Raw genomic sequence first — 15,502 nt, 5'->3', positions numbered from 1 at the left:
CCATGCGCTTTGCCGGCATCGATCAGGGCACCACAAGCACACGCATTCTGACCGTCGATGCGGTGGGCAACGTCAACGTGGCCCATTCAGTGCAACATGCCCAGACCTATCCGCGGCCCGGCTGGGTCGAGCAGGACCCCGAAGAGCTGCTGCGCAATATCTGCGCCTGCCTGGCGGCGGCTGGCCCGCTGGACGCAGTCGGGATCGACAATCAGGGTGAAAGTTGCCTCGCTTGGGATTCAGAGACCGGCGAGGCGTTCATGCCTGTGATCTCATGGCAGGACAGCCGGACCGAGGCCGATATCGCCCGATTGAAAATGGAGGGCGCAGAGGAACTGACCCTTGCCCGTGCGGGCCTGCCGCTGGATACATACTTCCCTGCGGCCAAGCTGGGCTGGGTGCTGCGCAATTCGTCGTCGGCCCGTTCCGCGTTTAGCCGCGGCACTTTGCGACTGGGCACAACGGACGCCTTCTTTCACGACCGACTTGGCCGAAGGTTCGTGACCGATGTCAGTACCGCAAGCCGAACCTCGCTGATGTCGCTTGATAGCCTCGCTTGGGATCCGGACCTTTGCGCGCTATTCGGCGTTCCGATTGAGGCGCTGCCCGATATCGTGCCAACCACCGGGGATTTTGGCGCATTTGATTTGGCGAGTGGCAGCGTTCCCGTTGTAGCCAGCATCGTCGATCAGCAAGCGGCGCTGTACGGACTTGGTTGCCATCAGCCGGGGCAAGCGAAGATGACCTTTGGAACAGGTGCCTTCGCCCTGATGGTGACTGGCGGGGAGATCTTGCGCAACCCGACGAGCGGACTGTTCCCTACTGTCGCTTGGCGCAAGGCCGGCGAAGCGCCTGTCTTCGCCGTCGAGGGCGGGGTATATTCGGCCAGTTCGGCGATCAACTGGGCGCGATCGCTCGGCCTCTTCGCCGATCTGTCCGAGATCAGCAGCTTCGAAGGGCCCCATGCAATCGAGTCTGGATTGGCCTTTGTTCCGGCTCTCGTCGGGCTGGGCTGCCCCTATCGCTCGTCGAGGGCGCGGGGTGTCTGGGTTGGCCTCTCGCAGGAGCACGGCGCGCGCCAGCTGGTCCGGTCGATCCTCGAAGGCGTTGCGTTCCGCTCGCAGCAGGTGATCGGCGCGTTTGCCCGCCAACTCGACCCGGAAGGTCCGATTGTGATTGACGGAGGCATGAGCCGGAATCCCTATTTTGTGCAGTTCCTCTGCAATCTCCTGGGGCGCGAGGTGCATCCTGCCCACAATCCAGAGATGACGGCCCTCGGCACGGCACGGCTGGTGCACGATCACATCGGAGCCGGAATCTTCCCCAAGCCACGCTTTGCGACGTACCGCCCGGAGCAAGATTTGCGGCACATGACGGCGCGCTTTAGCAAGGCTGTGGAGCTTTCACTCGGCTGGGCAGAGGCGAACTAGATCGCGAACCGAAAACATACAGCCCGATCACCGGGCGCCGACAAACGGAGATGAGACCAATGTGGCAATTCTGGGTAGATCGCGGCGGCACCTTCACCGATATCGTCGCGCGTGCGCCCGACGGATTGCTTCGATCCCACAAGCTCTTGTCGGAGAATCCCGAAAGATACCGGGATGCTGCTGTTCATGGTATTCGCCAGATGCTTGGCTTGGGCCCTGACGATCCGATACCCGCTGGCATGATTGCTGCGGTCAAGATGGGTACCACAGTGGCCACCAATGCGCTTCTCGAACGTAAGGGCGAACGCACATTACTTCTGATTACGAAGGGCATGCGCGACCTGCTGCGCATCGGCTACCAGAACCGCCCCCGGCTTTTCGACCTCCACATTGTGCTGCCCGAACTGCTCTATGACGGGGTGATAGAGGTCGATGAGCGGGTCGGGGCGGATGGAGAGGTAATTACGCCGCTCGACGAAAATGATGTGCAAGACATGCTCGTGAAGGCCCGCGCCGAAGGCTACGGATCGGTCGCTGTGGCGCTGATGCATGGCTACCGTTTCCAGGACCATGAGAAGAGGATCGGCTGGCTGGCAAGGCAGATCGGGTTCGAACAGGTTTCTCTCAGCCATGAGGCGAGCCCGTTGATCAAGCTCGTGTCGCGCGGCGACACCGCAGTAGTGGATGCCTATCTTTCACCGATCCTGCGCCGCTACGTCGAACAGGTGAGCGGCGCCCTTGGCGCCGACCGCGGTGCCTGCGGCGCGCTCATGTTCATGCAATCGAACGGGGGACTGACGGACGCCGCGCTGTTCCAGGGCAAGGACGCGATCCTTTCGGGCCCGGCCGGCGGCGTTGTCGGCATGGTGCGCAGCGCCGAGGCGGCGGGCTTCGGCAAGTTGATCGGGTTCGACATGGGCGGCACATCGACCGATGTCTGCCACTACGCAGGGTCTTTCGAGCGGTCCTTCGAAACCGAAGTGGCCGGGGTACGGATGCGTGCGCCGATGATGAGCATCCACACCGTGGCGGCGGGTGGCGGGTCCATTCTGAACTATGCGAACGGCCGTATGCAGGTTGGTCCCGAAAGTGCCGGGGCCAATCCCGGTCCGGCTTCCTACCGTCGTGGCGGGCCGTTGGCCGTGACGGACTGCAACGTGGTTCTGGGCAAGATCCAACCTGATCGTTTTCCGAAGGTCTTCGGGCCGGGGGGTGATGAACCGCTCGATTCCTTGGCGGTTCGCTCCAAATTCGAAGAACTGGCGCGCGCGATCGCGCTGGAGACCGGCGAAGCCCCCCGAAGTCCCGAGGATCTGGCCGAGGGTTTCCTGCGCATCGCTGTCGAGAACATGGCCAATGCAATCAAGAAGATCAGTGTCCAGCGTGGCTACGATGTGACGGGCTACACGATGAACTGCTTTGGCGGGGCGGGCGGGCAGCACGCCTGTCAGGTGGCCGATGTTCTGGGAATGAAAAGTATCTTCATTCACCCTTTTGCCGGTGTGCTTTCTGCCTTCGGAATGGGGTTGGCTGATGTGCGCGCGATCCGCGAGCACCAGTTCGCCCTGCCGCTCGGAGAGATGGATCGGGCGGAGAAGGTACTTTCTCTTCTCGACGCAGAGGTGATCGCCGAAGTCGCCGGGCAGGGCATTCCGGAGAGCGCGATTTCGCTGGTCCGGTCCGCGCATCTGCGTACCGAGGGCGGACATCAGGCACTTCCAGTGCCTTTCGGTTCAGTGCCTGAAATCCGCGAGGCTTTCGAGGCTGCCCATCGCCAGAGGTTCGGTTTCGTTCCTGACACCGAGCTGCTGATCATCGACATACTGACCTCGGAAGCAATCGGTGCCACCGGCGAGGAGGCGACCCGCCCAAATGAGGCGCCCGGCGCCGAAAGCCTGGCTGCGACGGCGGCGATGTACTCCGGCGGGATCTGGCGCGACGTGCCGATGGTGGATCGTGCCGGCATGACCCGTGGGCAGAAGGTCACCGGCCCGGCGATCATCGTGGAGCTCACAGGTACCAACGTTATCGAAGAGGGCTGGCAGGCAGAGAGCATCGCCGGTGGCAACCTCGTGCTACGCCGAATCGAGGCGCTCCGGCGCCAGGAAGCGATCGGAACGAAAGTCGATCCGGTGATGCTCGAAATCTTCAACAACCTTTTCATGTCGATCGCCGAACAGATGGGTGCGACATTGGCCAACACCGCCTATTCGGTGAACATCAAGGAACGTTACGACTTTTCCTGCGCCATCTTCGATGCGTCAGGCGATCTTGTCGCCAACGCACCGCATGTGCCCGTTCACCTCGGCTCGATGAGTGAAAGCGTCCGCACCGTTCTCAGGTTGAACGCGGGCAGAATCCGGCCGGGTGACGTGTTCATGATGAACAACCCATTCAACGGCGGCACCCATCTTCCTGACGTGACGGTTATCACCCCGGTTTTCGATGAAGCGGGACATCACATCGTCTTCGTGACGGCCTCGCGCGGGCACCATGCCGATATCGGCGGAAAGACCCCGGGATCGGCACCGCCCGACAGCCGCCACATCGAAGAAGAAGGCGTGCTGATCGATAACTTCCTGCTGGTCGAGCAGGGTAGGCTTCGGCGCGCAGAAACCCGCGAGCTTCTGGCTTCAGGCCGCTACCCCTGCCGCAACATCGATCAGAACATGGCCGATCTTGCCGCCCAAATCGCCGCGAACGCCACCGGTTCCGACGAGTTGCACAAGATCGAGCGCCAATTCGGCTTGGATGTCGTGCATGCCTACATGGGCCATGTTCAGGACAACGCAGAGGAAAGTGTCAGGCGGGTTCTGGATGTCCTAAAGGACAGCGCATTCACTTATCCGCTCGACAGTGGCGCGCAGATCAGGGTCGCCATCTCTGTCGATCACGAGGCGAGAAAAGCTAAAATCGATTTCGCGGGTACGTCTGGGCAAGACGAATTCAACTACAACGCCCCGCTGTCGATCTGCCGTGCGGTGGTTCTCTACGTGTTCCGCACGCTGGTGGGGGCCGATATCCCTATGAACGAGGGCTGTCTAAAGCCTCTGGAGATCAGGGTGCCTAAGGGATCCATGATTAACCCGGAATTTCCCGCGGCCGTCATTTCCGGCAATACGGAGGTAAGCCAGGCTATCGCCGATGCACTATATGGGGCGCTTGGCGTCATAGCCGGGTCGCAGGGGACCATGAACAATTTCGTATACGGCAACGACCGCCACCAGAACTACGAGACGATCTGCGGCGGGACAGGCGCTGGCAATGGGTTCAACGGCGCAAGTGCGGTCCACAGCCACATGACGAATACCCGGATGACCGATCCTGAAATTCTGGAAAGCCGTTTTCCAGTCCGCGTCGAGGAGTTCTCCATCCGCGCCGGATCGGGAGGAGACGGCGCTTTCCGGGGTGGAAATGGCGTTAAGCGCAAGCTGAGGTTTCTCGAACCCATGACGGTGACAGTGCTGTCGTCACATCGTGTGACACAACCGGCCGGCGCTGCCGGTGGCGATCCTGGTCAGTCCGGACGGAATTCCGTCGTGCGTGTTGATGGCACGGTTGATGAGCTTGGTGGAAATGATCGGGTCGAAATGGAGCGAGGCGATGTCTTTGTGATGGAGACACCGGGTGGAGGGGGATTTGGGTCCCGCAGTTAGATGGCTTTTCGCCTCAGCGTCATAGAGCGGATAAATCTGCCAGTATTGAACGGATCGCCCGGTAGATCCGGGCTAGGAAATGTATGGGAAACCTGCCTGAACCTTCGCAGGGGGAGGCGCCAGATTAAGTGGATGGCCAGGCGCATCCACTTTCTCCAGTTCAAGGCACGCCCCGGGATCACCACCTTGGAGGTGACAATATGTGTTTGGTTCCCTCCGTTGCTCTCAAACGCTGCGCACTTTCTGCGTGAGCGCTGGATCGATAAAAGCGACGCAACGGTTCAGTTTTGCTCGTAGCACTCCGTCCCTGTATTCGCGGTCGAGGCAGAACAGAAGCACGCTGCGAAAGTTATTGTTACTTATAATCAATGCCTTACGGACCAGAGAAGGTTCGCCCGCAGTCGCGTTTCCTCCGCCATTACACATTGAAAGCATTGTATTTTATGCCGATCCGTGAGTGAGTTCCCCTAATGGCTCCCTGATAGGCCGCGCACTCGCCCTTGCGTATCGCCTCGTGTCGGACTGCGATCTGCAACTCCCTGACACCAAAGGCCGATGTTACAGTGTGTTGCACTTCGTACTTTGCCCAAGCCAGCCTCGGTACCCTGTCAGGAGGGTCGGAGATGCAGCAGGCAAAACTACACGCAAAACTGCGTAACATAATGTAGGACATAGACCCCCCCCCTTTAGGTGAGGCCACGTTAAGTGCATCTTTGAACGACCTTGGACTGATTGTCCTTGAGGCCTAGGACCCGTCGGCAAAGCATGGTGCCTATGCCCAGACCCAGACGATGATGGTGTCAGCCGTGTGGTAGCTATGGACATGGACCTTGTGCTGGCCGATCTGAACTTCATGCTTCGGGATGTCTGCAGACCCGCGGCTTCTCATCTCGTCCTCTACGGCAGTCAGCAATGCGTCTCGTTGGTCCGCCATGGGAAAAGCTGCCTCCATGTCTTGAAGACAAATGACGCTGGTCGAACGCCCAAGGAGACGCCACCGCGTAGGCAGACACCGTGAGGGATGAGGCCCCCGGTCACCTGATCGGCTGCTCTCTGTCTACCCCACCCGGGTGTCCGAAGAAGATCGGGTGGGGCCGGGTCGGCCCCACCGTCTCAGTCATTGCATTTGGCCAGAGCCATGTGGGGCATACTTGCCTGAAGGATCGAAGAGGATGGGCGTGCCAAGCCGCACGTTCACGTAGATGACCTCATCGGCCTCTGCGGTCTCGATCTGAAGGAAGTGAGGACCGAGCTCTTCAAGGTGGTAGTACAGGGTCGCCGTTCCGCAGGCGATCATCGTCTTTTCGAGGGCCTGCAAGATCAGTCTTCGGTCGCTGACCCCCGGGAAGGCGAGGATTACGTCCCTCTGCCACCACACCTTGGCACGATAGCCGCACAGCCACTCGTCCGTCTTTATCCCTTCCACGGGGATGTCTTCATCCTTGAACATGATGCTCTCCTTTGCATGAGCACGCATTCCGCCAACGGCGGGCTTTAAGCGTGACAAATGCGGCAGGAAAGCTGACGTTGATGCCCTCGATGCACCCTACGGTTACCGACCTTGTCTTGACCTGTAAAGGCCTGAGACAGGCACCACGGGCGGGAAGGGTCGGCTATCGGGAACGCATCCTTGGCAATGCGCCGCGCAATCTCGTCGTCGCATCATGCCCCTCATGTCCGGCAGGGGAGCGAGGTTGGTCGCCCGAAGAAGTTCCATGGAACTTTTCCGTTGACCGCTCTGAGCGCACAGCAGAGCGCCCAAGGTCGGTCATTTCCCCCGCACATCCTGCTGGAGGAACCCCCCCGGCTGTCGCCGGATTGATCCGACCCTGACCCCACCCGAGGGGCACCCCCGCCTTGAACTTACCTCCTGTGACCGGGAACACGGTATTCTGCACGCTCTCGGACTCCTGCGAAAAAATGCAAAATCACCCCCATTTGCCTTTCCTTGGGAATGCAAAAAAGTTCCATAGAACTTTTCCTAGATTCTGCCTCTGGACACAAAGCCCTGCGTCTCGCTACCGTCCGTGACGGCATTGATAGGTGAAGAATTCATGGCAGAGTTGAACGGCGGAGACCTCGGCTTAGAAGCAAGCCTTTGGGCAAACAGAGACTGGTTCGCATTCGTCTGACACCACCGGTTTGGGCAAACAGAGACTGGTTCGCATTCGTCTGACACCACCCAGCCATCAGCTGCCAATCGAAACCGTCGCATTTGCGGTCTTGGATCGCGATGCTGCATCTGCGATCAACAAGGCCGCAAGGCCATCCTGAATGCCTGGGGACGGGCTTTCGGCATTTGTCACCGCGGTTACGAAGTGTTCCAGTTCCGCGCGATAGGCTTCCTTGTATCGCTCAAGGAAGAAGTACTTGGCGGGCGCTTTGCAGAAGCCCGCCCCGTTCGCCATTTCGATGGTGTTTTCCAGAACATTCCCCGCCCTGAGCATCCCTTTCGAGCCGTGGACTTCGACCCTTTGGTCGTAGCCGTAAGAAGACCGCCTTGAGTTCGAAATCTGGCAGATGGCACCGTTGCGCATCGACAGAGTGGCAACGGCCGTGTCCACATCGCCAAGTCGACCAATCTCTGCATCGACGAGGGCGGATCCGGTTGCGGATACTTCGATGACCTCGTCACCGGTCAGAAATCTTGCCATGTCGAAATCGTGGATCATCATGTCGCGGAAAATCCCGCCGGAGCGCTCGATGTAGCTGGCGGGCGGTGGGGAAGGATCCCTCGAGGTAATGGCTACCAATTCGACATCGCCGATCTCACCGGCCGCAATCCTGGCGCGCATTGCCGAGAAATTCGCATCAAAACGCCGGTTGAAGGCCGTCATGAACGGCACGCCGGATTTCTCGATAATCGCGACACATTCTCTGGTCTTTTCTGATGACAAATCCACGGGTTTTTCGCAGAAGATTGCCTTGCCAGCGGCGGCAGCCAGCCCGATGTAACCAAAGTGCGTATCTGTTGGCGAGGCGATTATCACCGCATCGATCTCCGGGCTGGAAATCAGGATCTCTGCGTCCATGACGCGCGCGCCATGACGAGCGCTGAGCGCTTCGGCGGCACTAGGAGCCGCGTCCGCGACAGCGACTAGGGTTGCGCTGTCCATGGCACCGATCGAAATGGCATGGACCTGTCCGATACGTCCGCAGCCGAGAATTCCAATATTGAACATCTCTGTTCCCCCTCTATTGCGCGCCAGCCAGTTAGCGCAGGTCTTCCCCTGGGTCGTTGCCACGCTCTGCACGGCGTAATCGGATATCGCTTGAGTGGTGACGGAGAAATTGCTACATGACATTGTAACCGGTTACAAGATTCTTGCTAGCGGAGGAGCTGGAATGTCTGAAATTGGCATAGGGATCGTCGGCGGCGGATATATGGGGAAGGCTCACGCCGTCGCGATGTCCGCCGTTGGCCCAGTGTTTTCAACCACGCTTCGACCGCGGCTTGAAATGGTCTGCGCGAGCACGCCAGAAAGCGCCGAGAGCTACCGGTCAGCCTTCGGATTTGCGCGTTCCACAGCCGACTGGAAAGCCCTGGTCGAGGATCCGAAGGTAGAGGCCGTTGTCATTGCGTCTCCGCAAACCACGCACCGCCAGATCGCGGAAGCGGCGTTTGCGAAGGGTAAGCCCGTGTTCTGTGAGAAGCCTTTGGGGGCGTCGCTGGAAGACAGTCGCGCAATGGTCGCGGCCGCCGAGGCCAGCGGCAGCGTCAACATGGTCGGCTTCAACTATATCCGCACGCCTGCAAGCCAGTTTGCGCGGCATTTGGTTCAAAGTGGAGAGATCGGTGATGTGACCTGGTTCCGCGGGGAGCATACCGAGGACTTCTATGCGGACCCCTCGACGCCGGTTTCGTGGCGAACCTCGGGCCTGTCCAACGGGACGATGGGCGACCTTTCGCCACACATGATCAACGCGGCGCTCGCGCTGATCGGGCCCATCGATCGCCTGATCGCCGAGGTGGAGACTGTCCACGCAAATCGCCCGGGTGGTGCGGTGACCAACGACGATCACGCGCAGATGATGTGCCGGTTCGAAAGCGGAGCGATGGGGCAGATGTATTTCAGCCGGATCGCGACCGGACGAAAGATGGGCTACGCCTACGAAATCACGGGCACCAAAGGCGCGATCCGGTTCGATCAGGAAGATCAGAACGCGCTTTGGCTTTACCGCAGCGACGGGGCCGAGGCCGTACGCGGCTTTACCAAGATACTGACCGGCCCATACCATCCGGACTATGCGCCCTTTTGTCAGGGTCCGGGGCACGGCACGGGGTATCAGGACCAGATAATTATCGAAGCCAGGGACTTCCTGGTCGCCATCGAAAAAGGAAGCTCGATCTGGCCGACTTTCAGGGATGGTTTGCAGGTCAACCAGATCGTTGCTGCTGCACTGGCATCTTCGGAAACCAAGAGCTGGCAGTCCGTTTCGTCCTTCTGAACGCCACTTTCCGAACGGCGGCGGCCATACCCTGTCCATTACGGGATGGAGCAAATCGCACCAGTAATCCTTCAATTTTGCAGTGGTTTAAGCGTAGCACGCTCGATCAGCTCGCAGGCGAATGTGCGAGTTTCGGGATGGCGATCCATATCGTCGAGGATCGCTGTCAGCAGCTCAATCGAGGAGGTGACGATCTCTCGAACCGGCTGACGGATCGTTGTCAGCCGGATGTTGCGCCAGTGTGCCATCTCCATGTCGTTCAGCCCGAGTATGCCCACATCGCCGGGCACGTTGAGCCCGGCATCCTGAATGGCCGAAATCGCGCCAATCGACAGGATGTCGTCGGCACAAAAATAGGCCTCTGCCTTGTCGCCCGTGAGCAGCCGGCTCATCTCGCTATAGCCGCTATCGAAGGAGTAGTTGCCGGCGAATGAGTGTGTAGCGATTACGTCCGGGTGCAAGGCTGCTTCTTCCAGGAAGCCTGACATTCGGCCCTGTGTGGTGCCTGTCGCCTCTGTCCCGCCAATGAAGCCGATGCACCTGTAGCCGCGCTTGATCAGCGTGCGCGCTGCCATGCGGCCCGCTTCGATGTTGTCAATGCCGACGACATGTACACTGGGGGAGTTCCTGATAGGGCCGAAAGTGTGAACAACGGGCAGCCCGGCATTCCGGATGGCCGTTGCAAAACCGACCGGGCGATTGGAAGCGGCAAGAAGGACTCCCTCAACCGAGTACTGCCGAAGCAGTCTTATCGAGGACTTGGGGTCTGTTTCATCCCTGAGATTGATCAAGAGTGGTCGCAGATTCTTTTCCTGCAACGCATAGGTCAGCAGGTCGAAGATCTTCAGAAAGAACGGATTATCGAAGTTGTCGGCGATCAGTCCGATAAGCTTTGTCCGCCCGGTCGTCAGGCTGGACGCAAGTGCGTTGGGAAAATACCCCAGTTCCCTGGCCGCCTTTTCCACCTTGCGCCGCATCTCCGCCGAGACCGACCCGCCCTCGGTAAATGTGCGTGAAACGGCGGCATGTGAAACACCTGCCCTCTCTGCAACATTGCGGAGGGTTGCAGTCTTTTCCCTGCCGCGCGCCGGTGATTTGTTTGCGTCACTCAACTTTCATCGCTTCCCGCATCGATCGGCGCTTCGGTCGTAGCGCCCACGCTTCCGAGCCCTTAGACCCGCGTCTGCGTGACCCCGCCGGCCGGCCAACACCACATCCTCTCGGCCATCTATCGACCTTGCACCGTCCCGTCAAATTACTTGACGGCGCGATTTCTTATGACTAACCATTTTTGTAAGCGGTTACAAGATGACCGGCAAATCCTGGTCAAGGTTGCGGTTCGGGAAGAACGATGCACGGGGGAAGAGGTGCCAGAAGTGAACGAAATGGACCGTCCACCGGTCGTTCTGGAGGCCCGTGGAATCTCCAAATATTTCGGAGCCGTCACGGCGCTGGAGGATGTCAGCTTTTCGCTCAGGAAAGGCGAGGTGATTGGGATTGTCGGCGACAACGGCGCTGGAAAATCCACTCTGATGAAAGTCCTGTCCGGGCTTTATCGTCCGAGCGAGGGAAAGCTGCTTTTCGAAGGCAACGAGGTCAATTTTTCCACCCCCAGCGATGCACGCCGCCTCGGGATCGAGATGGTCTACCAGGATCTGGCGCTCGCCGAGAACATGAACATCGCGGAGAATATCTTTCTGGGCACCGAGCCCCGTCGCACTTTCCTTGGCGGGTTGATCAGCTTCTACGATCACCGTCAGGCAAGGGCGCGCGCAAGCGAGCACCTTGAGACCCTGAAAATTCACGTCAAGAGCGTCGAGCAGGCCGTTGGGGACCTGTCCGGCGGTCAACGGCAGGCTGTTGCGATTGCTAGAGCGACGGCGTTCGACGCCAAGGTTGTCATCATGGATGAGCCAACGGCAGCGCTGGCCATTCGCGAGGTCGGAAAGGTTCTTGATCTGATCAAGGACCTGAAGAAGCGCGGGATCAGCGTCATTCTGATCAGCCATCGCATGGATGACATCTTCTATGTCTGTGACCGGGTCCTCGCGCTGTTCCACGGCAAGAACTTCGCGCAAGCCGACCTTGGCGATACCTCAAGATCGGAAGTCATCGGCTGGATCATGGGGACCCTGAACCATAAAGGTACTCTTGCACATGACCGACTCTGACAGCAGCGACGCCGGGGACCGGACGACGGGCAAGAGGCTCGACGTCGTAGCCCTTCTGGACAGATACGGCATCGTGATCGTTATCGCGGTCCTCGGCCTGCTTATTTACGCAAGCCAGCCCGACGTCTTTTTTACCTGGCGCAACATCACCAACATCCTGAATCAGAATTCCGTTCACGCGATTCTGGCGATCGGGATGTTCATGGTGATCCTGACGGCCGGCATAGACCTTTCGGTGGGATCTGTGCTGGCGCTTTCGATGATGTGCCTTGCCGTCTTGTCTGCCAGCATGCCCTGGCCGGTAACCTTGGTCATCGGCCCATTGGTGGGATCGGTCGCAGGTTTTGTGAACGGGGTGGGCATCACCAAGTTGAAGATGCCGCACCCGTTCATCATGACGCTTGGCATGCTGTTTGCCGCCAGAGGGCTGGCCAACATCGTTTCGGGCGGCGTGCCTTATTCCGGCTTGCCCGATCCGGTGCGCTTTCTAGGCTCCGCGCGGATACCGCTTGGCGAATGGGGTGGGGGAATGCAGAGCCTGCCGGTTGTCGTGGTCTTTGTCGTGGCCTTGTATATCGGCTTTCATATCGTGTTCGAACACACGGTTTTTGGGCGGCGGCTCTATTCAATCGGCGGGAATCCTCAGGCCGCCCGGGTCAGCGGTATCGACGTGGACCGGCACCTGATCATTGTCTACACGATCTGCGGTTTCATGGCTGGCCTTGCCGGCCTGGTCATGGCCGGGCGCACCAATTCCGGCTTTCCCAATGCAGGAATGGGCATCGAGCTTGAGGCCATCGCGGCCGTGATCATTGGCGGCGCCAGTTTCTTCGGCGGTCGCGGGACCTTGATCGGAGTATTCGGAGGAGTCCTCGTGATGGGGCTCATCAACAACGGACTGAACCTGAACAATGTCAGCGTCTTCTATCAGCAGGTTCTGATTGGGATCATCATTGTCGTCGCTGTTTCGGTTGATGTGTTCAGGCGGAATGTGTCCACACGCAAGTAAGCCTTGCGCAATGCGACACGTAGGCGACCGGCCAGAAAGCCAAATGGCAAATGGCGGGAAGAAGATCAAACCACGGGAGGAACCGAAATGATCAAGTCAATCACACAAGCTTTTGCGGCGTCGCTCGTTCTGGGCGTTGCCGCCGGAACGGCGTCTGCCGATGCCATTCTGGTCACGACGAAAGGGCCTGGGGCGGGCAACCCGTTCTGGGCGGCTGTCGAGGCCGGGGCCACCGCAAAGGCCGCCGAACTGGGCGTCGAAATCGTGATCCTTGCTCCTGCGAGCGAGTCCGACGTTGCGCGCCAGATCGCCATCATCGAGGACCAGATGGCCAAGGGGCTGGCAGGCCTGGTCGTCGCGCCAACCGACCCCAACGCATTGGGCCCGATCATCGATCAGGTGAAAGCTGAGGGCATCCCGGTCGTGTTTATCGACACCTTGGGCATCAACGAGGGCGTCACCTACATCGGCACCGACAATCAGGTTGGCGCGGCCATTGCCGCCAAGTACCTGTGCGACAACGTCGAGGCCGGAAGCGATGTGGCCATCTTGCAGGGTATCATCACCCAATCGACCGGCAAGGCGCGCGCCGACGGCAGCCGAGAGGGCATGGCCGCTTGCGGATTGAATATCGTAGCCGAGCAGACCGGTGAGTGGGACCGGGCCAAGGGCATGACCGTGATGGAAAACATCATCACGGGCAATCCGAATATCAAGGGTGTCTTTGCTTCGAACGACAACATGGCGCTGGGCGCTGCCGAGGCGTTGAAGAACGCAAATATGCTGCAGGATGTCGTGCTGGTCGGCTTCGACGCGAACCCGGATGCTGCGGAAAGCATTCTGGCCGGTGACATGAGCGCGACCGTGGCGCAGAACCCCTACAACATGGGTGCGCTCGGTGTGGAAAGCGTCGTCAAGCTCGGCAAGGGCGAGTCACTTCCGGCAGTGATCGATACCGGAACGATCCTGGTGACGTCCGAAAACGCGGAAGAGTTCAAGTAATCATCCCCTTGGCCGGCGCCACAGCATTACAGGTGGCGCCGGCCATATCCTTGTTCAGATCGGGCGACGAGAAACTGAAAACGGCTCAGTCACACACAAGATCGGCTTGAGCCTGCAGACCGCTGTCAACCGCGACGAACCAGACCACGGCGCGCGGTTGTCCGTCATCGGTCGCCTGAGGCTGAAGTTCATGACGGAAAGTGATCTGGCGTCCAACGTCGACTTTGGCGTCGATCTGCTGGGCAGACCTGCTGCGCCGCAACTTCGCCCGCAAACGCGGCTGCACTTGCAAATCCTGAGGAAGAACGGTTCCTATCCCCAGATGCTGTTTTCATCCGCCTGATTGCAAGCCGGCACCCAGTGTTTAGGAACCCGTTCATGTCCGAACCGATGCGCGTACTCTATGATCCCGAACCCCGAGGCACGGAGGAGATCTTTACCTCCGATATGCTGGCCGCGTTTCGGGCCGCGTTTCGCGTCGTCGAATGGCAAGGCGAGGACCGAGAGTCGTTCTATGCCCGCCATCTGACCCAGAGCGACTTCCTGATCAGCCAGCAACCGATGGGGCGCGACCGACTGGATCTGGCGCCGAAGCTGCGGGCGATCTTTAACGTCGAGACCAATTTCCTGCCCAATGTCGATTATGAGGAATGCTTCCGGCGCGGCATTCAGGTGCTGGCACCCGGTGCGGTCTTTGCCCTCCCAGTGGCCGAAATGGCACTGGGGATGGCGCTGTCGCTGGCGCGCAACATCCATGGGGAGCATGCCGCCTTCCTGCAAGGCAAGGAGAAATGGCTGTTTGAAGGCAACCGCAAGAGCGAGCTTCTGACCGGATCGACTGTCGGCATCATAGGCTTTGGCGATCTGGGCCGGGCCCTGCACCGCTTGCTGCAACCCTTTGGCTGTCGGGTTCAGGCACATGATCCGTGGATTTCGGACGGCCATCTCCGGCGACTTGGCGTGGAGCCCGCCGGGTTCGAAACCGTGATGCGGGACAACCGGTTTGTGTTCGTGATGGCCACCATCACGACCGAGAACCGCGGCATGATCGACGCGCAGGCGTTGGGGATGATGCAGCCCGGCGCGCACCTTCTGCTCATGTCACGCGCCGCGGCGGCCGATTTCCCCGCGCTTTGCGCTACGGCCGCATCGGGCAAGGTCAGCGTGGCGACGGATGTGTTTCCGGTGGAACCGCTGCCCAAGGACGATCCGATCCGGTCCGTGCCGAACATCCTCTTTTCTCCGCACCGGGCCGGGGCATTGCCGCTGGCACTGCACGAGATCGGCGAGAGGGTGCTTGAGGACATGCAGCTCATCGAGCGCGGTCTGGCGCCTGTCGCCTGTCGCAAGGCAGAACGTGAGACTGTTGCCCGATTCCGATCAATGCCGGTCAGTGGGTCCAAGTAGTGCCAGTATTGGAAACCTGAACGGGAGGAGGGGCGGACATTGAGGCGGCGGGGGCAGGGGCCCACCGTTTGCGGATTTCAAAACCCAGCCCCATCCAATACTCTGCTCTGCCCCCAGCAAACTGGACCGTTTGAGGCTGGAGTTTTCCGCTACATTTCCCTGGCTGGGAGAGGAGCGGAATCGCAATGAAGGCATCGAAGTTTTCGGACGCGCAGAAGGCGTTCATCATCAAGCAGGGTGAGGATGGCACGGCCGTCGCCGAGATCTGTCGCAAGGCGGGGATCAGTCCGGCGGCCTACTTCAACTGGAAGAAGCGGTACGCCGGGCGCTGTCAGAAGAACCTTGCTTGAGGCCGGCAGGGCCGTCTTCTAGGGTGTC

General features: G+C 59.7%; 11 protein-coding genes and 1 pseudogene. 9 read left to right on the top strand and 3 right to left on the bottom strand.

The annotated features are described in order from the left end of the window. The first annotated feature begins 2 nt into the window (after window positions 1-2). Window positions 3-1,430, top strand: a complete 1,428-nt coding sequence (locus QUV21_RS17330; protein ID WP_300856582.1) for an FGGY family carbohydrate kinase — start codon at window positions 3-5, stop codon at window positions 1,428-1,430. Window positions 1,431-1,489: 59 nt separating this feature from the next. Beyond that, on the top strand, window positions 1,490-5,086 hold the full coding sequence (locus tag QUV21_RS17325) for a hydantoinase B/oxoprolinase family protein (RefSeq protein WP_300856581.1): 3,597 nt from the start codon (window positions 1,490-1,492) through the stop codon (window positions 5,084-5,086). 1,117 nt (window positions 5,087-6,203) lie between these two features. Here the strand turns inward: QUV21_RS17325 and QUV21_RS17320 are convergent. After that, entirely contained in the window at window positions 6,204-6,536 is a 333-nt protein-coding gene (locus QUV21_RS17320) for a hypothetical protein (protein ID WP_300856580.1), read from the bottom strand. 739 nt (window positions 6,537-7,275) lie between these two features. After that, entirely contained in the window at window positions 7,276-8,268 is a 993-nt protein-coding gene (iolG, locus tag QUV21_RS17315; RefSeq protein WP_300856579.1) for an inositol 2-dehydrogenase, read from the bottom strand. Window positions 8,269-8,431: 163 nt separating this feature from the next. Here iolG and QUV21_RS17310 point away from each other — a divergent pair, with 163 nt between their 5' ends. Next, window positions 8,432-9,535 carry a Gfo/Idh/MocA family oxidoreductase gene (locus tag QUV21_RS17310; RefSeq protein ID WP_300856578.1) on the top strand — a complete coding sequence of 368 codons (1,104 nt, stop codon included), beginning with the start codon at window positions 8,432-8,434 and terminating at the stop codon, window positions 9,533-9,535. 71 nt (window positions 9,536-9,606) lie between these two features. Here QUV21_RS17310 and QUV21_RS17305 read toward each other — a convergent pair whose 3' ends face one another. After that, a complete protein-coding gene (locus tag QUV21_RS17305) occupies window positions 9,607-10,647 on the bottom strand; it encodes a LacI family DNA-binding transcriptional regulator (protein WP_300856577.1) in 1,041 nt (346 codons plus the stop codon). A 273-nt stretch (window positions 10,648-10,920) separates the two neighbouring features. On the opposite strand from QUV21_RS17305, the gene QUV21_RS17300 reads away from it, so the two are divergent. From QUV21_RS17300 to QUV21_RS17275, 6 genes and pseudogenes are all read left to right on the top strand, one after another. Then, on the top strand, window positions 10,921-11,706 hold the full coding sequence (locus tag QUV21_RS17300) for an ATP-binding cassette domain-containing protein (protein ID WP_300856598.1): 786 nt from the start codon (window positions 10,921-10,923) through the stop codon (window positions 11,704-11,706). Next, window positions 11,693-12,715, top strand: a complete 1,023-nt coding sequence (locus tag QUV21_RS17295) for an ABC transporter permease (RefSeq protein ID WP_300856576.1) — start codon at window positions 11,693-11,695, stop codon at window positions 12,713-12,715. Before QUV21_RS17300 ends, QUV21_RS17295 begins: the two co-directional genes overlap by 14 nt. 3 nt (window positions 12,716-12,718) lie before the next feature. Next, entirely contained in the window at window positions 12,719-13,717 is a 999-nt protein-coding gene (locus QUV21_RS17290; RefSeq protein WP_300856575.1) for a sugar ABC transporter substrate-binding protein, read from the top strand. A 106-nt stretch (window positions 13,718-13,823) separates the two neighbouring features. After that, a complete protein-coding gene (locus QUV21_RS17285) occupies window positions 13,824-14,060 on the top strand; it encodes a hypothetical protein (RefSeq protein ID WP_300856574.1) in 237 nt (78 codons plus the stop codon). 35 nt (window positions 14,061-14,095) lie between these two features. Further along, entirely contained in the window at window positions 14,096-15,124 is a 1,029-nt protein-coding gene (locus tag QUV21_RS17280; RefSeq protein ID WP_300856572.1) for a hydroxyacid dehydrogenase, read from the top strand. Between the two features lie 185 nt (window positions 15,125-15,309). Beyond that, window positions 15,310-15,450 (top strand): annotated as a pseudogene (locus tag QUV21_RS17275) (transposase); the annotation flags it as partial. Window positions 15,451-15,502 lie beyond the last annotated feature (52 nt).

It is taken from the genome of Tabrizicola sp., assembly GCF_030373185.1.
Taxonomy (GTDB): Bacteria; Pseudomonadota; Alphaproteobacteria; order Rhodobacterales; family Rhodobacteraceae; genus Tabrizicola.
The sequence above is the reverse complement of the archived record's forward strand: the minus strand, read 5'-3'. Positions and strand labels throughout refer to the sequence as shown.